Raw genomic sequence first — 20,659 nt, forward strand, 5'->3', positions numbered from 1 at the left:
ACCGGCAGCGCGCTTCGACGACAGGAAAGCCTGCCATGGAAGTCTCCCGAATCCGCGTTTTGCGAGGCCCCAACCTCTGGAGCCGTAATACCGCCATAGAAGCCATTGCGGCCTGCGCCGACAATGAATGCTCTATCGACAACATGCCTGACTTCGAGGCGAGGTTGCGCGCGCGTTTTCCCCAGATCGGCCTGCTTTTGCCCGAAGGGCACAGCGGGTCCGTTTCATTGGCCCATGTGCTGCAAGCCTGCGCCCTGGCCCTGCAAGCCCATGCCGGCTGCCCTGTAACGTTTGGCCGCACCTCGACGACCATCGAACCGGGTGTGTTTCAGGTCGTCGTCGAATACAGCGAAGAAGAGGTTGGCCGCCTGGCCATGGAGCTGGCTCAGGCACTGCTTGAGTCCGCCCGACTGGACCTGCCTTTTGATCTGCCCCAGGCCCTGGCCCGCTTACGCGAACTCGACGAAGATGTGCGCCTGGGCCCGTCGACCGGTTCCATCGTCACGGCGGCGACCTCGCGCGGCATTCCGTTTCACCGGCTGACTCAGGGCAGCATGGTGCAATTCGGCTAGGGCAGCCGGCAGCGCCGTATCCAGGCCGCCGAAACCGACCGCACCAGCGCCATCGCCGAATCCATCGCGCAGGACAAAGACCTCACCAAGATGCTACTGGATGCGGCCGGGGTACCGGTGCCGCTTGGCCGCTCCGTGGAGGATGCCGAAGCCGCCTGGGAGGCGGCCCAGGATCTTAACGGACCGGTCGTGGTCAAGCCGCGCGATGGCAGCCAGGGGCGCGGCGTTGCGGTCAACATCGAGACGCGTGAACGTGTGCTGGCCGCCTTTGAAGCCGCCTCACAGATCAGCTCCGAAGTCATTGTCGAGCGCTACATCCCTGGTCACGACTTCCGCCTGTTGGTGGTGGGCAACTCACTGGTGGCAGCCTCGCGCCGCGACCCGCCCCAAGTCACCGGCGACGGCGTGCACACCATTCGCGAACTGGTCGCGCAGGTCAACACCGACCCCCTGCGCGGCGACGGGCATGCCACGGCTCTGACCAAGATCCGTCTGGATGACATCGCTCAGGGCGTGCTGAACAAGCAGGGCTATACGCCCGAGTCCACGCCGCCGGCCGGCGCCCTGGTGGTGTTACGCAACAATGCCAACCTGAGCACCGGAGGCTCGGCGACCGACGTCACCGACGAGGTCCACCCCGAATTGGCCGCACGTGCCGTCACGGCCGCCCGCATGATCGGCCTGGATATCTGCGGTGTTGATGTCGTGGCCGAGACCGTCCATCTGCCCTTGGAAGAACAACACGGCGGCGTGGTCGAGGTCAATGCAGCACCGGGCCTGCGCATGCACCTGAACCCGTCTTTCGGCAAGGGGCGCGCAGTAGGCGAGGCCATCATCGGTCAGATGTTCGACGAGGGCGACGATGCCCGCATCCCGGTTATCGCCGTGGCTGGCACCAACGGAAAAACCACTACCGTGCGTCTGTCGGCGCATATCCTGACCTGCGCCGGCAACCGCGTGGGCATGACCAATTCCGATGGGGTTTATGTGGGCAAGCGCCGCATCGACACCGGTGACTGCAGTGGTCCGCGCAGCGCCCGGCGCATTCTGCTGCATCCCGATGTGGACGCAGCCGTATTCGAAACCGCACGCGGAGGCATCTTGCGCGAAGGGCTGGCGTTTGACCGGTGCGACGTGGCCATCGTCACCAATATCGGCATGGGCGACCACCTGGGTCTGGGCTATATCAGCACCGTCGAAGACCTGGCCGTGGTCAAACGGGTCATCGTGCAGTACGTGCGCAGCAAAGGGATGGCCGTGCTCAACGCCGCCGACGCGCACGTCGCCGAGATGGCCAGCGCCTGCCCCGGCGACGTCACCTATTTTGCCCAAGACCGCAATCACTCCCTCATGAGCACCCATCGCGCCCAGGGCAAACGCGTGGTGTATCGCGAGGGCGACAGCATCGTCGCCGCCGAGGGCAGCCACGAAGTCCTCATCCCTCTGGCCGATATCCCCCTTACGCGCAACGGCACCATCACCTTCCAGGTGGAAAATGCCATGGCTTGCGTCGGTGCCGCCTGGGCGCTGGGGCTGGACTGGGGCACGATCCGGCAGGCGCTGGCAACATTCGTCAATGACGCGCAAACCGCCCCGGGGCGCTTCAACGTGTTCGACTACGGCGGTGCCACGCTGATCGCCGACTATGGCCATAACCCGGACGCGATCCAGGCTCTGGTCACCGCAGTCGACGCCATGCCGGCCAAGCGCCGCAGTGTCGTCATCAGTGGCGCAGGTGACCGCCGCGACGAGGATCTGCGCCAGCAGACCGAAATCCTGGGCGAGCATTTCGACGACGTGCTGCTCTACGAAGACCAGTGCCAACGTGGGCGCGAAGATGGCGAAGTGATCGCTTTGCTGCGGCAGGGACTGACCCAGGCCAGCCGCGCGTCTCACATCGAGGAAATCCGCGGCGAATTCGTTGCCATCGACCGCGCACTGCAACGTCTGGCGCCAGGCGATCTGTGTCTGATCCTGGTCGATCAGGTCGAAGAAGCGCTGGCTCACATTGCTCAGCGCGTTGCCGAAAAAGGCTGAGCGCGGCAGGCGAAGGCAGGCGCCTTCGCCCGCAGCCCCGGCAGACGGCAATTCTGCGCGAAAAAACCGAACAATTGGCTCAAGATCAAGCCAATAGACAGCTAACTTCCCCTACGATATGCGCTCCTTCAGCCCGGAGCCATAGCCGATGTCCGAGTCAACCGTCGCCCCACCACGCTACACACGGGGCGCCGTCGTCCTGCACTGGATGACTGCCCTGCTGGTCGCTCTGGCCTACCTCGCCATCGAGATCCGCGGCCCCAAGGGCGACCCCTCCAGACCTTTCTGGACCGGCATGCACGAGTGGGCCGGCTGCCTCGTGCTGGTCGCCGCGATGATACGTATCGGATGGCGCGCCCGCCACGAGCCTCCGGTCGACCTCAATGAGTCCCTGTTGCTGTCCATTCTGGCTCGGCTGGCCCATCTGGCCTTGTATATCTTCTTGCTGGCACAACCCCTGCTGGGCATGCTTACGCTGAACCTGGCCGACCGGCCCGTGACCCTCATCGGCCTGGACTGGAGCTTTCGCATTGCCGCGCCCAATCCCGAATGGCGCCCACTGGTCAAAGAATCGCATGAGCTCATGGGCAACCTGTTCTACTTCGTGATCGGGCTGCACGCCCTGGCGGCACTGTGGCATCACTACATCAAGCGCGACGACACGTTGCGGCGCATGCTTTGATGAATAATTAAGTTACATAACCGCATCAGTTTAGGACAAAATCTGTCCGCAACGTAACAGCGAAATAAATTTTGCCCTGGGAAAAAAGCCTGCCAACTCAGGCTATTTCCACGGCATTTTCCCTCTGAAACTCCCCCCGGGCCCCGCTTACCCATTGCGCAGGCCGCCTCCGTTACATTCTTCCACAGCCAAGTTTGACAGCCTGATGCCTCGGCTTTTAGGGTAGACCCATGCCGATCGGTAACCCACGGAAGCGTCGCCCGGCCAGGCGAACTCCCCAACAGAAGCAACGCAAGGAGGCGAGATGAACAACGACATCATTGCTGGCAAGTGGAAGCAACTGACCGGAAAGACCAAGGCGGCCTGGGGTGAACTCACCGATGACGAGCTCACCCGCACCGAAGGCAATGCAGAGCGCCTCGCGGGCCTGATTCAAGAGCGTTACGGCAAGACCAAGCAGGAAGCCCAAAAAGAAGTCTCGGACTTCTTCGATAAGAATCGCTGACCTGCCCCGCGCTGACCGCCCTGCGCGGTTGGCGCCAACCTCACGAGGAGAATCGTCATGCTGTACTACGCGGTTGTTTTCTTCGTCATTGCAATCATCGCTGCCGTGCTCGGCTTTGGCGGCATTGCCGCCGGCGCTGCCGGTATCGCCAAGATTCTATTCTTTGTTTTCCTGGTGCTCGCGCTGCTGTCCATCCTCAGCGGCACACTTAGAAAGAAATAGCACCCGGATATGCGGCCACCCGCCGCGGCGCTAAAAATTGGTTCATCGCGGAATAGCGTGGAGCCGTGCTTGATTGCCGTTACGCTTGATCCTTGATTTTTCAAGGATCAAGGCCGGGATCATGCTGGACCGCAAGACGATCGAGAGGTTGGGTGGGTGGGAAGGTTATCGGGTGGAGCGGGTCGTGTGGCCTGAAGGTGAGAGCCGGACGGTCACGATTTACCTGAAGCCTTCAGCGCGAACGATGCACTGCGAGCACTGCGGCAACCGATGTCGGCAGGTGCATGAGACGACCACGCGCCGGGTGCGGGATCTGCCGCTAATGGCGCTGCGAGTGACGCTGGTAGTGCCGCGTCGGCGGGTCTGGTGCGAGCAGTGCGGTGGACCGCATCTGGAGAGGCTGAGCTGGCTGGGCCGTTACCAGCGAGTGACCGACCGGCTGGCCGAGGCGGTCAGCCAGTTGCTTGAGTCCAGCAACATTCTGGCCGTGGCGCGCTTCTTCCAACTGGGTTGGCACACGGTCAAGGCGCTGGACAAGGCCCTGCTGCGACGGGCGATCCAAGAGCCGGACTGGAGCCAGATCCACTACCTAGCGATGGACGAGTTCGCTCTACACAAGGGCCATCGTTATGCCACGGTCGTTGTCGATCCGATCCGCCGTCAGGTGCTATGGATCGGTGATGGCCGCTCGCGCGAGACGGCCAGAGCCTTCTTCGAACAACTGCCAACTGGGGTTGCCCAGCAGATCCGGGCCGTAGCGATCGACATGACGACGGCCTATGAGCTGGAGATCCAGGCCAACTGCCCCAACGCCGAGATCGTCTACGACCTGTTCCACGTCGTGGCCAAGTACGGCCGTGAAGTGATAGACCGGGTGCGTGTAGACCAAGCGAACCAGTTGCGGCACGACAAGCCGGCCCGCCGGGTGATCAAGTCCAGTCGCTGGCTACTGCTGCGCAATCGCAAAAACCTCGATCCGTGCCAATCGGTAAAGTTGGACGAGTTGCTCCAGGCCAACCAGCCCTTGCTCACCGCTTATCTGATGCGCGATGAGCTCAAACAGCTGTGGTTCTACCAACACCCCGGCTACGCCCGCCAGGCATGGGATCACTGGCTGCAACAGGCTCAGGGCAGCGGCATCGCCGCCTTGGCTCACTTCGCGCTCAAGCTAAAAGCCTATCTGCACGGGATTCTGTCTCGCTGTCGCCACCGGCTCAACACCAGCATCGTCGAGGGCATCAACAACACCATCAAAGTCATCAAGCGCCGCGCCTACGGCTACCGCGATCAGGAGTACTTCTTCCTCAAGATCCGGTCTGCATTCCCCGGTATTCCTCGATGAACCTAAAAATTGAGCGTCCCCAAGCACCATAACTAGTGGGAGATCGACTATGAAAACTCAACAACTGTTTGCAGCTATCGCCCTTGGCACTACTGCGGCCTTCGCCACCGTGGCTCACGCCGCCGACGATCACAAGCCCAAGCAATCGGTGGGCGAGTACGCCAGCGACACCGCTATCACCGGCAAGGTGAAGGCGGCATTGGTAGGCGACAAGGATCTGAGCGCGCTGGATGTCGCCGTTGAAACCAATAGCGGGGTAGTCACCCTGAGCGGCACCGTGGGCACGGCAGCCCAGGCGGACAAAGCTGCCGTCGTGACCCGAGGGGTCGAAGACGTCAAGCAAGTCCAAAACAACGTGAAGGTTGATCCCGCCAAGGCCAAGTAAGCGCCGCGCATCAGTCGCACGATTGATCGCCGGATTTTCCGGGCTCTGTCAGAGCCCGGTTTTTTTTGCTCACGACGTCAGTCCCGGCGCAAGCGTTCCGCAAAAGGCCCCCCGTGCAGGCCGCCCGCTGAGCGGGGCCGTTGCCTCTGGCGTCAGCACGCCGCGTTCAGGGCAGATGAATGGTGCCGCCGCCTAACGTGCGGACCTGCCCACCCACGCGAATCTGCCCGCCCTGGGGATCAACATCCAGAAACAGCCGGCAGGGGCGTCGCACGAGGTCGCCCTGCTCGACTAGCACCCCGCCCGCCACCTCACGGCCCTGGCTCTGCAACCACCCGCCTAGATTGGCGCAAGCCGAGCCGGTGCCCGGATCTTCTACCACCCCGGCTCCACGAGCGCTGAAATAGCGCGCGCAAACGACCTCACGACCCGCGCGCTGCTGGCCGGCAAATGCAAAGGCATAGAGAACCCGTCGCCCATCACGGCTGTCCTCCCACTGCAGGCAGTCGCGCGGCGCAGCCCGTTTGACGGCTTCCGGCGACACCAAGGGCACAACGCATTGCTCAATGCCCGTGTCCACCCAAACCGGGTCGCCGGCAAGGTCCTCGACGGACAAACCCAGAAAAGCGGCAACGTCGGCGCGGCTGACGCCTGCTCGCCGCAAGCCAGGCGCACCGGTCGATGGCGCAACCAGCGTCCATACATCCCCCTGAGCCACGACGGGCACTTTACCCGCCGGCAGGGACAACACCACCGTATCGTCGCTCGCCTGGCCCAGTTCACGTAAAACGTGCGCCGTGCCCAGCGAGGGATGGCCGGCAAAAGCCATCTCGTGGGTCGGCGTCATGATGCAGACTTCAGCCACGCCCGGCTGCGTCCGATCCAGGACAAAGGTGGTCTCGGAAAGGTTGAACTGCAGCGCAAGGTCACGCATGACCTCCCGCGACATGCCGCGGGCATCCTCAAAGACGCAAAGCGGGTTGCCGCCGAACACCGAATCGGCGAACACATTGACAAGGCGATATCGATAATCAGGCATGATGGCGGCGCGGCCGAAGGCTGGGGAGAGGACCCACAATATAGCCCTGCACCTGCAAAGCGCGACAGGTACAGACGCGCGTGTTTTTTACCAGGCCACGAAGAACAGCCACCAGGCCAAGCAAAAGGGTACCAGGCCGGCTCCCACCAGTAACCAGGACAGGACATGGCGCAGGGCACCGCCGGGGCGCTGCCCCAAGACCCTGGCGGCCAGGCGCAAAGACCAGAGTACCGCCAGCGTCAGCAAGGTAAACCGCAACGGCGCCACCCAACCCGTTCGCACGCCCTCATGCTGCAACAGGGTCACCGTGGTGGCTGACAGCCCCAGAAACACGCCGATGCCCGCAGAAGGAATCAGGGACTGCGCCAGCTTATGCACGCCTGCGAGCCCTGGGCCACGCGGCGCCAGCGGGCTGATACGATCAGCCAGCCACAGGCCCAGAAATGCCGCTCCGCCCACACACAGCACCGCTGCGCCCACAAACACCAGAATACCCAGCCCGTCGAGCCAGGAAAAGCTGTCATTGACCTCAGGGTAATGCGTCAGAATGAACCAGGGCGCATTGTCGACCAACGGCCAAGTGATGTCATGCTCGACCAGCAAGGTCGCCGCCCATTGCTTGAACGTCACGAACCAGGGGCTGGCGCTCCAGAGGAAGGCGCCAATGGCTACACCCATCAGGCCAAAACAGATCAGAATGGTCTGCCAGCCATCGCCATGAGCCACATCGACGATTTCTTCCTCGGGCGAGCGCGGGGTCAGCGCGATCGCGCCGCGGTAATCGCTACATCGGCCGCACATATGGCAATCACCGGCGCCTTTCATGTGCCGCAGGGGCACGAGCGGGGCACAGTTGATCGGCTCGATGCGAATAACCGGGTGGCGCCATGCCTCTTCGCTGACCTTGTAGTGCCAGGGTGCCAACTTGGCCAGCAAGTTGAATACCCCGTTGACCGGACAGAGATACTTGCACCAGACCCGTTTGCTATGCCCGTAGCGGTAGCCGACGATCATGGCCGCCACCGTCGAACCGCCCAGAACCGCCAGCACGGCCAGTGGGTACTGATAGACGCTGACCAATTGGCCATAGACCGTGGTCAGCGCAAAGGCCACGAAAGGCCAGCCGCCCCAGCGCATCCACTTGGGGATGGCATGCCCCTGGCCACGCTCGCTGGCCCATTCGGTGAGCATGCCCTCGGGGCAAAACCAGCCACACCAGGCGCGTCCCAGCAATGGCATGGACACCAGCACGAACGGCCACCAGATGCCCCAGAAAGCGAACTGCGCCAGCACCGTGAGGTTATTGAAGACCGATGCCGTGTTGTCCGGCAAAGGCAAAAACACCGGGACGATCAAAAGAAAGGCATATATCGCGACAATGCCCCACTGCAGCTTGCGTAGCAGCGGGGCATGATCGCGAAGAAAACCAGTAAAGCGGGCGGTGCTCCGCCCGAGTGCAGAAGCCATTACTAAACCTCGTCGGCCACCTTATGAGCGAGCCGTCACTTGTGCTGCTTGAGCCTGACCGTCGGCACGGCGCAAAAATAGCCAAACCACCAACCAATAAGCCAACCACAGCAGCACTGAAATCAAAGCCGGGAAGGCGCGATACCCTGCAAAGTCGGCCAGAATCTTGCCCACACCGCTGCTGTCATCGAGCAGCCATGAGCTGTCCCACACCGGATCGACGATAGTGGGCAGCACATCCAACGAAATCAAATGATCCAGGCCACCGACCAAGAGCGAACCGGCCAACAACAGCAGCAATACTTCCGTAATGCGGAAAAACCGCCGCCAGGTAATCAGCTTGCCACCCAATTGCAAAAGCCAGAACGTCAGCAACGCGACAAGAAAGCCACCCACTCCGGCCAAGGCCAGCATGAACGGGCTGCCCCCATCCTGAGCGGCCGACACGGTGCCATATAGGAACACCACGGTCTCGCTGCCTTCGCGAGCCACCGCAATCATAACCAGTATGAGCAAGCCCCACCAATTGTCATTGGCGACGGACTGTCTGGCACCGCCCTCGAGCTCGCGCTTGAGGGTGCGCCCGTGGCGCTTCATCCAGATGACCATCTGCACGACCAGTACGCAGGCCACCAGCGACATACCTGCCTGGAACCACTCTTGCCCGCTATCGGTCAGCCATTCGGATACGCCCAGCAGAACCAGCGCCAGCAACAGGGCCAGCCCTAAGCCGGCTGCCACACCGCCCCACAGATAAGGCATGCCACGGCGCCCCTCCGGGGTCGCGCGCAACCACGAATAAAGAATGCCCACGACAAGCAGGGCTTCGACGCTCTCGCGCCAGACAATAAATGCAACCTGTTCCATAAGGGCCCGGTTACTCCTTGGGCTTGACCACCAGCGTGCCTTTCACGTTCTGGTGGAAATCATCGAAAAAGGGATACTCGCCAGGGCGTGAAATGGTAATGACCACGAAGGACTTCACCCCAGGGCCCAGCACCTTTTCCTTGCGCAGCGGGATGGACTCGAACTCCACCGGCTCATTGCTTTCATTGATCAGTTCGATCTTGAAGCGACCGGCCGGCACTTCAAGCCTGGCCGGCTCGAACGTGCCGTCGGGCTTGAAGGTGAGCGTAAAAGTCGGCAACTCGTCCGCATGCGCGGGCATCCAGAGCATCAACGCCAGCAGTAACGCCCACAACGCTCGCACGATTAGTACCCGCCCTTCTTACCGGTGCCGGCATAGACGAACTCATATTCGAGCTCGAACGGCTCAAACCACGGACCCACGCCGGTTTCCTTGTCGACGTGGCGACCGAAATGCGACATTTTGTCGGCCGTCGGCGGCTGAATGGTGTACTTGAGCTTGTACTTGCCCGGACCTTCGAGTTTGACGTTGTCGCCATAATGAGGGCCATCGTTGGCGACCATCGGCATCAGGTGCCCTTTTTGGACATTCTGGCTGCCGACTTTCTGAATCTCGAAATTAACCACCAGGTAAGGCATCCACTCGCCTTCGGGGAAACCGGTGGCATTGTTGGCCAGCGCATGGATGTCGGCTTCGAGGTGAATGTCGGAATCCTTGGCCGCGCGCATCACACCCGGAGGATCCATTTCGACCGGCTGCAGATAAACTGCGCCAATTTCCATCCCGCCCTTCTCGACCGGCTTGCCAATCGGATACTCGGCGGCTGTCGCAGCCCCGGAGACAGTCATCGCGGCCGCAGCGAGCCAGAACGCTTTTTTCAACATTGAGCTTATCCTCGGGTAAGTATCAACTTGCAAAAACACAAACAAGAACCGTTTTCATTAATGTAGCGGCAGAGAGCTGACACAAACCTTAAAGCACCCCCCCCCCATCGGGCCGCTCGAAAGCAAGAAAGCGCCATAAAGGCGCTTTCTTACAAAAAAACTATCAACCCAATCTATTTACGTCCGGGGCCCTGCCCCGGTTGAAAAGGAAAATTCGCGAACATGGCCCGCGTTTGATCCTGCATCTGATCCTGCATTTGCACGAACAGATTTTTGCTTTGGTCAATATAGTTATTCATCATCTTCTGCAGCATGGGCGTCTGCACGTTCATGAACTGTGTCCAGGCTTCCGGACCAAACTGGCTGCCATACAACCCCTTGGACTGCTCGGCCATGCGCTGCTGGATTTCCATGAAGGCCTGGATGTTCTTCTCCAGATAGTTGCCCATGATGCCCTGCATGGCATGCCCGTAGAAGCGGATGATTTGCGACAGCATGGTCGACGAAAACATCGGCATCCCGCCACTTTCTTCTTCGAGAATGATCTGCAGCAGGATGCTGCGCGTGAGTTCCTCGCCACTTTTTGCGTCGACCACCTGGAAGGCTTCATCGGCAAGCACCAGTTGCTTGACATCGGCAAGCGTGATGTAGCTGCTGGTCTGCGTGTCGTACAAGCGGCGATTGGGATATTTTTTGATCAGACGTTGCGGCGCGTCGGATTGAGCTTGCGTCATGGCTGTCCCCGAGATCGGGAGATCTCTTTAATTCTTGACGATTTTACGTGCTTTGCCAGGCAGGCAGGGCCTGCCTGGCGCCTGGGGGATATCACCCCATATGCAAACCACCGTTGAGCGAGAAATCCGCGCCCGTGGCAAAACCTGATTCATCCGAAGCCAGCCAGGAGCACATCGAGGCGATTTCTTCTGGAGTACCCAGCCGGCGCACTGGAATCGTGGCCACGATTTTCTCCAGCATATCTGGCCGGATCGCGCGCACCATGTCGGTTCCGATATAGCCCGGCGAGATCGTGTTGACGGTGATCCCCTTGCTGGCGACTTCCTGCGCCAGGGCCATGGTGAAACCATGGATACCCGCCTTGGCCGTGGAGTAATTGGTCTGACCGAATTGGCCCTTCTGCCCGTTGACAGAGCTGATGTTGATGATGCGCCCCCACTGCCGGTCCACCATGGCGTCCATCACCTGCTTGGTGACGTTGAAGAGGCTATTCAGATTGGTGTCGATCACCGCGCGCCAGTCGTCGACAGTCATTTTGCGGAAAAGACCGTCGCGAGTGATACCCGCGTTGTTGACCAGGATGTCTACCTCGCCGAGCTCCGATTTGATCCGGTTGAATGCCTCGACCGTGGAGTCCCAATCCGAAACATTGCCCACCGATGCATAAAACGTGAAACCCTGGGCGGCCTGCTCATCCAGCCACTGCTGGTAGTTGCGGCTGGGCCCGCAGCCGGCCACCACACGGAAGCCATCCTTGGCCAGGCGCTGGCAAATGGCGGTTCCAATGCCGCCCATCCCACCGGTCACGTATGCCAGTTTTCCGCTCATATTGACTTCCTCCTGTATCGACGCAAGCTTAGAATGAAATAGGCTGTTTTCAGACAGCCCTGACTTTGACGTATCTGCCAGGCGCCGGCTCTATGGGTGCGTATTTTTTACTCCCCAGGGTGCGCGGTGCAGCAATCGGCTTGCCTGCGTGTTCGGCCAGCCATTGCGTCCAATCGGGCCACCAGCTGCCAGGCTGCTCGCTCGCATCGGCCAGCCAAGCGTTGGGATCGCCCGGCAAGGCAGCGTCGGATTCGCCCGCCCAAAAGCTGCGGCGTTTCTTGGCCGGCGGGTTGATGACTCCGGCAATATGCCCCGAGGCGCCCAGCACAAACCGCATGGGGCCGCGCAGCAACTGAGTGGTGGCGTAGGCGGACTGCCAGGGCACGATGTGATCCTCGCGCGACCCGTACACATACGCCGGCATGGCCAGCCGCGTCAGATCAAGCGGCGTGTCGGCAGCCTGCGCCAGGCCAGGCACCTTCAGATTGTTCTCGAGATAGGTATTGCGGAAATACCAAGAGAAAAAAGGGCCGGGCAGATTGGTGCTATCCGCATTCCAGAACAGCAGATCGAAGGCCGGTGGCGCCTGACCCTTGAGGTAGTTTCCCACCACGTAATTCCAGACCAGCTCATTGGGCCGCAGAAAGGAAAACGTAGTGGCCAGATCACGTGCCGGCATGAGACCGCCCTGCCCTAATTGCTGATCGCGCAGCAACGCATGCCCTTCGTCGACGAAAACCTTCAGCACTCCCGTGTCATGAAAATCGAGCAGGGAGGTCAGCAAGGTCAACGAGGCGACGGGTTGCTGACCGCGCGCATCCGCCAACGCCAAGGCCGCGGCCAGCATCGTGCCGCCGACGCAAAAACCCAAGGCGTTGACCTGTTTCTGGCCCGTGATCTCGCCGGCCACCGACAAGGCTTTGAGAACCGCCTCGTCAAGATAGTCACTCCAGGTGGCGGTATCCACGCCGTCGCTGTCGGAGGCCAGAGGGTTGCGCCATGACACGATGAATACCGTATGGCCGGCCTCGACAGCATGGCGCACGAACGAGTTCTCGGGCTGCAGGTCCAGGATGTAAAACTTGTTGATATTGGGCGGCACCACTACCAGCGGGCGCGCGAATACCTTGGCGGTTTGCGGCGAGTACTGGATCAATTGCATCAGGCGGTTCTCGTACACCACCACCCCGGGAGTGACGGCCACATTGCGGCCGATTTCAAACTGGCTCTCGTCGGTCTGGGTGATGCGGCCTTTCTTGAGATCCGCCAGCAAATTGGCCAGCCCGGCGTTCAAAGTGCGGCCCGCGGACTCGACCATGCATTGCTGCGCGTCTGGATTGAAGGCCAGGAAATTGGCCGGCGATAGGGCGTCGACCCACTGCATGATGGAAAACCGCAGGCGCGTGCGCAACTGCTCGCTGACTTGGGCCGATTCGACCATGCGGTGCAATACGCGCGAAGACAGCAGATAGGCGTGGGCCATCAGCAGGTGGCGTTTATCGGCCTGCCATGCGGGGCTGGAAAAGCGTCTGTCGGCCGGCACGGGCAATACGCCGCGCTGGGCCTCATCGCAGATGCGCAGCCATTCTCGGGAAAATTCGGCCTGTATGTCTGCCAGAGTATCCGGCGCCACGCTCACCGGAACAGGCCATGCGGCGGAAAGATGGGCGGTCACTTCGACACCTTGTTATCGGAACTGCGCAAATTGATGGTGCATGCCGGCAAAATGCCTGTCAATGCGGGTAATCCAATGTTAAACCCACGCCGAGCAACCCGGCACTGCAACGCGGCTTGGCCTCCTTAATTTGCCGGGGCAAGCCAGGCCAGCAACGCCATGCGGCCGGTTTCCTGATCCCGGCGATAGGAAAAAAACCGCGCGTCATCCTCATATGTGCACAACCCGCTCAATTCAACCTGCGCCACGCCGGCGCGCAGCAGACGCAATCGCGCCAGAGCCGGCAGATCGGCCAGCCATTTACCCGGCGCATGCGGCCTGAAACAGTGGCCAGCCTCCGCATCGCCCGGCACCCCGAAGGCCTGCAGGACATCGGGCCCAACTTCGAAGAACTGCGGACCAATGCCTGGTCCGACCCAAGCGCGCCAGTTTCTGGCTTCGGTTTTTTTGCCACGCATCATCTCCAGGGTGTTTTCCAACACGCCACTCGACAACCCCCTCCAGCCGGCATGTGCCGCACCCAGGACCTGCCCCTCGTCGTCGGCCAGCAACACCGGCAGGCAGTCGGCCACCATCACGGCAAGCACTTGTCCGGCACGCGTGGTGACACTGGCATCGGCGGCAATTTCACCATCAGGCCTGGGCTGGTCGGCATCATGCACAGCGTTGGCATGAACTTGTCTCAGCCAGCGCGGCTCTGCGGGCAGCGCCACTGCCAGCCGCCGACGGTTTTCAGCCACGACATCGGGGTCGTCGCCTGCGCGGATGCCCAGATTGAGGGTGTCATGCGGCGCTTTGCCGACCCCGCCCTGACGGGTGGTGCAGAAATAGGTCACGCCCGGCCACGTCTGGCCACTCACCACGGGCAAACCGGCGATCACGTGTCCCATTCGAGGGCTCCCTGTACGTCTTGCATGTCAGGCGGCACATCGGCCTCGAAGGCCATCTCGCCGCGCCCGGCCGGATCATCGAAGTGCAGCGCGCGCGCGTGCAGCATCTGGCGCGCCGCTCCCGCCAGGGGCCGGCCACCGTACAGGGTGTCGGCCAGCAAGGGATGGCCAAGACTCGCCAGATGCACTCGGATCTGGTGCGTCCGTCCGGTTTCAAGGCGGCAGACGATCTGCGTTACACGCTCCTGGCCGGATGTCCCCTGGCGCAGCGGCCTGAAGTGCGTAACGGCGGGCTTGGGAGCAATGGGGCGCTCGACGCTCATGCGCACGGGAATCCGCGCGTCACGGCCGATGGGCCGATCGACGGTTCCGCCGGCGCGCAGCCATCCGTGCGCCAGGCAGATATACTCGCGTCCCATGGTACGTGCCTGCAATTGACGCACGAGATGGGTTTGCGCCAGTTCGGTGCGAGCCACGACCATGAGGCCGGATGTATCCTTGTCCAAGCGGTGCACAATACCAGCGCGCGCCACCCGGGACAGCTCCGGGTAGCGATAGAGCAAGCCATTGAGCAACGTGCCGTTCCAGTTGTCCGCGCCCGGGTGGGTCACCAACCCGGCCGGCTTATTGACCACGATCCACTCGGGACTGACATCCACCACCTCGAAATCCACCGGTTCGGGCGAAAATGCCAGACTTTCAGGAGCGGGCTGCTCCCAGACGGTAAGCTGATCTCCCGGCCCCACAGGCTGACGCACTTTGGCCACCGTGCCATTCACCAGGACATGGCCGGCTTCGATCCAGCCCTGCAAACGGCTGCGGGAATGGCCGGGCATCAGACCTGCCAGCACCTTGTCCAGGCGGTCAGCGGGCGTGTCCGGAGGGATGAAAATCGCCAAAGGCTCATCGTCGGAGAGCGGATCGGCACTGGCGGCTGTATCGGACATGGCACAAATCATATAATCAGCCCAGCATGCTAACACCAAGGAAACGACTCTCGTGATTCTCCGCAACGCTGCTCCCATGAAACCCGCCTCCCGCCGCGGGAAGGCCCTGAGCGCTGCTATGGCGCTCGCCGCTGTGCTGCTGGTCTCCGGTTGCGGCTCCTCTGACAGCAAGTACGACAAGACCGCTGGCTGGAGCGCCGAGCAGCTCTATGCCGACGCCAAGCAGGAAGTCGCTGCCGGCAACTGGAAAGAAGCCCGCGACCGCCTGACCGCCATCGAGAGCCGCTATCCTTTCGGCACTTATGCGCAGCAAGCCCTCATCGAACTGGCCTACGTCAACTGGAAAGATGGCGAGAATGAGCAGGCGCTGGCGGCCATCGACCGCTTCCAGCAGCTCTATCCCAATCATCCGGGCAGCGATTACGTGCTGTATCTGAAGGGCTTGATCAACTTCACGCCGGCCAGCGCCTTCATGACCAACCTCACGGGTCAGGATCCGGCCGAGCGCGACCCCAAAGGGCTGCGCGCCTCTTATGACGCGTTCAATGAGCTGATCAAGCGCTACCCGGACAGCAAATACACCCCTGACGCCGAAAAGCGCATGACCTGGCTGGTCAACGCCATCGCCATGAACGAAGTGCACGTGGCGCGCTACTACTACACGCGCGGCGCTTATGTGGCAGCCATCAATCGCGCCCAGACCGTGATCACCGACTTCGAAGGCGCACCCGCCACCGAAGAGGCGCTCTACATCATGATGCTCTCTTACGACAAGCTGGAGATGAAGCAACTCAAGGAAGACACCGAGCGCGTGCTCGACAAGAACTTCCCCAACAGTCACTACAAGACCGAGGGCTTCAAGGACGACAAGAGCTGGTGGAACCCCTTCCAATTCCGTTGATCCGCAGCGCCTGAGCAAATAGGCTTGCCCATGGGCAAGCCTATTTTTTTCCGCCATTGCCTGGCTTAGTCCTCACCCACATGGCGGCCATAGAAGGCCAGCGCCTCACCGATTTCCCGCGTGCGGGCAAACGGCGGCAAACCCCGCCACAGACGCTTGCCATAGGGCTTTTCCACTAACCGCGGGTCGCCCACCATGAGCGCGCCCCAGTCGGTCTCGGTGCGAATCAACCGGCCGGCGCCCTGCTTCAGGGATATCGCGGCCTCCGGCAACTGATATTCGGCAAACGGGTTTCCGCCTTGCGCTCGACAGGCGCGCAAACGCGCCTCGATGACAGGATCATCGGGTGGCGCGAACGGCAGCTTGTCGATGGCAACGAGCGTGAGCATATCCCCGGGCAGATCGATTCCTTCCCAGAAACTGGCGCTGCCCACCAGCACCGGGTGCTTCAGCCGAGCGAACTTTTCCAGCAAATCGCGCCGCGTGGACTGCCCCTGTTTGAGCAAGGGCCAGTCGTGGCCGGCATCCTCGAACGCCTCCGCCAGCAACTCCGCCATACGATCCACCGCCCTGAGCGTCGTGCACAGGATCAACGCGCCGCCAGGGTTGACTTCCAGCAGGGGCAGCAGGCTGTCGACAAACCGTTGCGCGAACTGTGGCGCCTGCGGCTCGGGCATATCACGTGGCACGAACAACAGACCCTGGGACGGATAGTCGAACGGCGAATCCCAACGGCCAGTGCGCGCATCGGACAAGCCAAGCTGGCGGGTAAAGTGACCAAAATCCCCCTGCACTGACAAGGTGGCCGACGTCAGCACCCAGGCCTGATTGCTTTTGCGATAACGTGAAAACGCCTGCGCCACCGACAATGGCGCGGCGTGCAACCGTACATGATGCTGACCCTGCTCGACCCAGCGCACGGCCGGCCCGCTCCAGGACGGTGCATTCTGGGCCAACTGAGCCATGTCATCGGACACCGGGGCACTGGCGTCCTCGCCCCAGCCGGCCTCGTCGCCGCCTGAGCGCGGCGGTGTCGCCCAGCGTGTCAGCTTGACGCAAAGATCGGCGCCCTGCCTCGCGGCAGACGCCAAATCGGGATGTTTCTCAGAAACCTGTACCAAGGCGCGCGTGGCAGCATCCAGCACGCCACGCAATTGCGCCAGCGCCGCGTCGAAGACCTCGGGCTCGGGCATCGCGTCGAATGTCGCCTTGCGACCAGGCATGCGCTCCAGGCCCGCGCAAACCAGACGCAACTCACGCGCGGCGGTCTCCACCAGCCGACTGACGTCGCTCCATTTGGCGGCTTCTCGTGCATAGGCCAGACCAGCCGCTTCAAGCGCACGAGAGAAATCCAACAATTGGTGCGTCGATACACTGCTGCCCAGGAAACGCGTTGCCGTGTCGGGCAATTGGTGGGCCTCGTCGAAAATGACGGTATCGACCTCCGGCAGCAAATCGGTCACCCCCTCTTCGCGCAGCACCAGATCGGCCATGAACAGCGCGTGGTTGACGACCACGATATCGGCCTCCTGCGCCTGGCGCCGGGCCTTGACCACGAAGCAGTCGCGAATCCGCGGGCAATCCTGGCCCAGGCAGTTTTCGCGGGTGGACGTCACGCGCTGCCAGATATCGGCGTCTTCGGGAATCTGCGCGAGATCGGCCCGGTCGCCTGTCTTGGTAATGCCGGAAAACACCTGGATCTGACGCAACTGTGCGATCTCAGTGCGCGACTTCAGCGCCCGCTCATCGCCTTGCAGACGATCCAGATGGTAGTGGCACAAATAATTGCCACGCCCCTTGAGCAAGGCCACGGTCACCGGCGCGGCCAAGGCCGCACGCACTTTGGGCAGATCGCGCGCAAAAAGCTGATCCTGCAAGGTGCGAGTGCCCGTAGACACCAACACCTTGCCGCCTTGTACGATGGCCGGTACGAGATAAGCCCAAGTCTTGCCCGTTCCGGTCCCGGCCTCGGCCACCAGCGTGGCGCGATCGACCATCGCGCTTTCGATGGCCTGAGCCAACTCGACCTGCGCGTGACGGGGCCGATAGCCGGGCATGGCTTTGGCCAGCGGGCCATCGGCCGCGAAAAATTCTGAAATATCCAGGTCCAGCATCGGGAATGACATGCGCTAAATTGAATGCCATATTAACGCGGCGGATGCCCTGAGTCCCCGGCCGGGCCCGGATCGCATTGCGTCTGTCGTCCTGCGTACCTCAGATAGCTTGTGGCACAATCCGGCCCTTGCTTCCCCCTCTTTTCCCCTTGTCGACGTATCGAGATGTCTGAAACTTCCGCCCTCACGAACGCCGCGCCGGGCGTCGATCACGCCCGCATCATCGAGCAAATCGCCACCGAGCTGTCGGTGCGTGCAAGCCAGGTGGCCGCGGCCGTCGATCTGCTGGACGATGGCGCCACCGTGCCCTTCATCGCACGCTATCGCAAGGAGGCCACTGGTGGCCTGGATGATGGCGCGCTGCGTACGCTTGAAGTCCGCCTGTCCTATCTGCGCGAGCTCGAAGAACGCCGCCTCGCCATCCTGGACTCCATCCAGCAACAGGGCAAGCTGACCCCGGAATTGCAACAGGAAATCGCCACCGCTGACACCAAGCAGCGACTGGAGGACCTGTATGCGCCCTACAAGCCCAAACGCCGCACGCGCGCCCAGATCGCTCGCGAAGCGGGCCTGGAGCCGCTGGCCGACGCCATTCTGGCGGAGGTGGGCTGCGATCCGGCCGCTCTAGCCGCGCAGTACCTCAATCCAGAGGCGAACATCAACGACGCCAAGGCAGCGCTCGACGGGGCGCGCGACATTCTCGCCGAGCGCTTTGCCGAAAATGCCGACCTGCTGGCCACTATGCGCGATCACATCTGGAGCACCGGCTTGCTCTACTCAAAGATGGTCGAAGGCAAGGAAGCCGAAGGCGCCAATTTCCGCGACTGGTTCGATTTCAACGAAGCCCTGCGCACCCTGCCCTCGCATCGCGTGCTGGCGCTCATGCGTGGGCGCCAGCAAGGCGTGCTCGAACTGCGCGTGGGCCTTCAGCAAGACCTCGAGGCCCAGGCCCCTCATCCCTGCGTGGCACGCATTGCGGGCTTCTTGAAATTAGGCAGCGATCTGTTTGCGCTTGACGCCCGGCCGCGCGAACGCTGGCTCGGCGAGGTCTGCCGCTGGACCTGGCGCGTAAAACTGCTCACGGCTTTCGAGACCGAATTCTTCGGCCGCCTGCGCGAGCAAGCCGAAGCCGAAGCCATCCGGGTCTTTGCCGCCAACCTGAAGGATCTGCTGCTGGCCGCGCCGGCCGGGCCCAAGACGGTGCTGGGTCTGGATCCGGGAATCCGCACAGGCTGCAAGATTGCGGTCATCGATCGCACCGGTAAGGTCGTCGATACCTCCACGGTCTATCCCTTCGAGCCTCGCATGGATCGCAAGGGCACCATCCATACGCTGGCCGCGCTGTGCGCCAAGCACAAGGTCGAACTGATCGCCATCGGCAACGGCACGGCCTCGCGCGAGAGCGAAAAGCTCGTTGCCGACATGATGGATCAGTTCTCCGAACTGTCGCTCACCCGCGTCGTCGTATCCGAGGCAGGCGCCTCGGTGTACTCGGCCTCAGAAGTGGCCGCGCTCGAATTTCCCGATCTGGACGTCACGCTGCGCGGCGCCGTGTCCATTGCCCGCCGCCTGCAGGACCCTCTGGCAGAACTGGTCAAGATCGACCCCAAAGCCATCGGCGTGGGGCAGTACCAGCATGATGTCAACCAGCGCGAGCTGGCTCGCTCGCTCGATGCCGTGGTCGAAGACTGCGTCAACGCCGTGGGCGTGGACGTCAACACCGCCTCGGCCGCCCTGCTGGCGCGCGTCTCGGGCCTGAACAATTCGCTGGCCAAGAACATCGTGAGCTGGCGTGACGAGAACGGCGCTTTCCCCACCCGGGATATGCTGCGCAAGGTTCCGCGCTTTGGCGACAAGGCATTTGAACAGGCCGCCGGTTTTCTGCGCATCCAGGACGGCGAGAACCCGCTGGATGCATCGGCGGTCCACCCCGAGGCCTACCCCGTGGTCGAGCGCATCGTCGCCCGTATCAAGGCAGATGTGCGCCAGATCATCGGCCAGCGCGAGGCACTCAAAGGCGTATCGCCCACCGACTTCACCGACGAGCGCTTCGGCCTGCCCACGGTACGCGATATCTTCTCCGAACTGGAAAAGCCCGGCCGCGATCCGCGTCCGGAATTCAAGACGGCCCAGTTCAAGGAAGGTGTCGAAACCCTCAACGACCTGCATCCGGGCATGACGCTCGAAGGCGTAGTCACCAACGTGGCCAATTTCGGTGCCTTCGTCGACATCGGCGTGCACCAGGACGGGCTGGTTCACATCTCCGCGCTGGCTGAGAAGTTCGTCAAAGATCCGCGCGATGTCGTGCGCGTCGGCCAGACGGTGACCGTCAAGGTCCTGGAGGTCGACGTACCGCGCAAACGTGTGGCACTGACCATGCGACTCAATGACCCCGCAGAACCGCGCCGCGCTGCAGCGCCTCGTACGGATCGCCAGCCGACGGCCAACCCGGGGCAGCGAGGCGTGCCTCGCCGCAACGACGGTGGCGGCCCACGCAGCTCGTCGCTGGCCAACAGCGCCATGGCAGATGCCTTCGCCAAGCTGAAGCGTTAAACCCATGAGAAGA

At 62.0% G+C, this 20,659-nt stretch carries 18 protein-coding genes and 1 pseudogene; 8 read left to right on the forward strand and 11 right to left on the reverse strand.

Annotated elements, in window-relative coordinates; translation table 11 throughout:
• Positions 1-35 precede the first annotated feature (35 nt).
• The 6 genes and pseudogenes from cphA (at position 36) to LK440_RS11910 (ending at position 5,745) form a co-directional block, all read left to right on the forward strand.
• Positions 36-2,609 (forward strand): annotated as a pseudogene (gene cphA / locus LK440_RS11885) (cyanophycin synthetase).
• Positions 2,610-2,757: 148 nt separating this feature from the next.
• A complete protein-coding gene (locus tag LK440_RS11890; RefSeq protein ID WP_005012398.1) occupies positions 2,758-3,291 on the forward strand; it encodes a cytochrome b in 534 nt (177 codons plus the stop codon).
• A gap of 304 nt (positions 3,292-3,595) precedes the next feature.
• Positions 3,596-3,796, forward strand: coding sequence for a CsbD family protein (locus LK440_RS11895; RefSeq protein ID WP_005012397.1), 201 nt, complete (start codon positions 3,596-3,598; stop codon positions 3,794-3,796).
• Between the two features lie 57 nt (positions 3,797-3,853).
• Positions 3,854-4,018: a DUF1328 domain-containing protein gene (locus LK440_RS11900; RefSeq protein ID WP_005012396.1), complete on the forward strand. Its 165-nt coding sequence runs from the start codon at positions 3,854-3,856 to the stop codon at positions 4,016-4,018.
• A gap of 121 nt (positions 4,019-4,139) precedes the next feature.
• A complete protein-coding gene (locus LK440_RS11905; RefSeq protein WP_005011985.1) occupies positions 4,140-5,360 on the forward strand; it encodes an ISL3 family transposase in 1,221 nt (406 codons plus the stop codon).
• A 49-nt stretch (positions 5,361-5,409) separates the two neighbouring features.
• Positions 5,410-5,745 carry a BON domain-containing protein gene (locus LK440_RS11910; protein WP_005012394.1) on the forward strand — a complete coding sequence of 112 codons (336 nt, stop codon included), beginning with the start codon at positions 5,410-5,412 and terminating at the stop codon, positions 5,743-5,745.
• A gap of 166 nt (positions 5,746-5,911) precedes the next feature.
• Here the strand turns inward: LK440_RS11910 and LK440_RS11915 are convergent, their stop codons facing one another.
• The 10 genes from LK440_RS11915 to LK440_RS11960 form a co-directional block, all read right to left on the reverse strand.
• Positions 5,912-6,784, reverse strand: a complete 873-nt coding sequence (locus LK440_RS11915; RefSeq protein ID WP_025341351.1) for a PhzF family phenazine biosynthesis protein — start codon at positions 6,782-6,784, stop codon at positions 5,912-5,914.
• A gap of 87 nt (positions 6,785-6,871) precedes the next feature.
• A complete protein-coding gene (locus LK440_RS11920; protein WP_005012392.1) occupies positions 6,872-8,251 on the reverse strand; it encodes a 4Fe-4S binding protein in 1,380 nt (459 codons plus the stop codon).
• A gap of 21 nt (positions 8,252-8,272) precedes the next feature.
• A complete protein-coding gene (locus LK440_RS11925) occupies positions 8,273-9,118 on the reverse strand; it encodes an FTR1 family iron permease (RefSeq protein WP_005012391.1) in 846 nt (281 codons plus the stop codon).
• Positions 9,119-9,128: 10 nt separating this feature from the next.
• Positions 9,129-9,428 (reverse strand): cupredoxin domain-containing protein, encoded by a 300-nt coding sequence (locus LK440_RS11930; protein ID WP_242697772.1) that lies wholly within the window; start codon positions 9,426-9,428, stop codon positions 9,129-9,131.
• A gap of 35 nt (positions 9,429-9,463) precedes the next feature.
• Complete coding sequence (locus LK440_RS11935; protein WP_005012388.1) at positions 9,464-10,003, reverse strand: iron transporter; 540 nt, start codon at positions 10,001-10,003, stop codon at positions 9,464-9,466.
• Between the two features lie 173 nt (positions 10,004-10,176).
• The gene (gene phaR, locus LK440_RS11940; RefSeq protein WP_005012387.1) at positions 10,177-10,737 is read right to left on the reverse strand and encodes a polyhydroxyalkanoate synthesis repressor PhaR; all 561 of its coding nucleotides are present in this window, start codon (positions 10,735-10,737) and stop codon (positions 10,177-10,179) included.
• A gap of 91 nt (positions 10,738-10,828) precedes the next feature.
• The gene (phbB, locus tag LK440_RS11945) at positions 10,829-11,566 is read right to left on the reverse strand and encodes an acetoacetyl-CoA reductase (RefSeq protein ID WP_005012386.1); all 738 of its coding nucleotides are present in this window, start codon (positions 11,564-11,566) and stop codon (positions 10,829-10,831) included.
• Positions 11,567-11,615: 49 nt separating this feature from the next.
• The gene (locus LK440_RS11950) at positions 11,616-13,241 is read right to left on the reverse strand and encodes a PHA/PHB synthase family protein (RefSeq protein WP_005012385.1); all 1,626 of its coding nucleotides are present in this window, start codon (positions 13,239-13,241) and stop codon (positions 11,616-11,618) included.
• Positions 13,242-13,366: 125 nt separating this feature from the next.
• Positions 13,367-14,131 (reverse strand): peptidoglycan editing factor PgeF, encoded by a 765-nt coding sequence (pgeF, locus tag LK440_RS11955; RefSeq protein WP_005018950.1) that lies wholly within the window; start codon positions 14,129-14,131, stop codon positions 13,367-13,369.
• Positions 14,119-15,078 carry an RluA family pseudouridine synthase gene (locus LK440_RS11960; RefSeq protein WP_005018948.1) on the reverse strand — a complete coding sequence of 320 codons (960 nt, stop codon included), beginning with the start codon at positions 15,076-15,078 and terminating at the stop codon, positions 14,119-14,121. The genes pgeF and LK440_RS11960 overlap by 13 nt, the downstream gene beginning before the upstream one ends.
• Before the next feature lie 76 nt (positions 15,079-15,154).
• On the opposite strand from LK440_RS11960, the gene LK440_RS11965 reads away from it, so the two are divergent.
• Complete coding sequence (locus tag LK440_RS11965) at positions 15,155-15,979, forward strand: outer membrane protein assembly factor BamD (protein ID WP_017685971.1); 825 nt, start codon at positions 15,155-15,157, stop codon at positions 15,977-15,979.
• Positions 15,980-16,044: 65 nt separating this feature from the next.
• On the opposite strand, the gene LK440_RS11970 is transcribed toward LK440_RS11965, so the two are convergent.
• The gene (locus LK440_RS11970) at positions 16,045-18,093 is read right to left on the reverse strand and encodes an ATP-dependent DNA helicase (RefSeq protein ID WP_005012382.1); all 2,049 of its coding nucleotides are present in this window, start codon (positions 18,091-18,093) and stop codon (positions 16,045-16,047) included.
• A gap of 165 nt (positions 18,094-18,258) precedes the next feature.
• On the opposite strand from LK440_RS11970, the gene tex reads away from it, so the two are divergent.
• Positions 18,259-20,646, forward strand: coding sequence for an RNA-binding transcriptional accessory protein Tex (gene tex / locus LK440_RS11975; RefSeq protein WP_005012381.1), 2,388 nt, complete (start codon positions 18,259-18,261; stop codon positions 20,644-20,646).
• Positions 20,647-20,659 lie beyond the last annotated feature (13 nt).

The sequence above is a fragment of the Bordetella holmesii genome (genome assembly GCF_020735985.1).
Lineage (GTDB): Bacteria > Pseudomonadota > Gammaproteobacteria > Burkholderiales > Burkholderiaceae_B > Bordetella > Bordetella holmesii.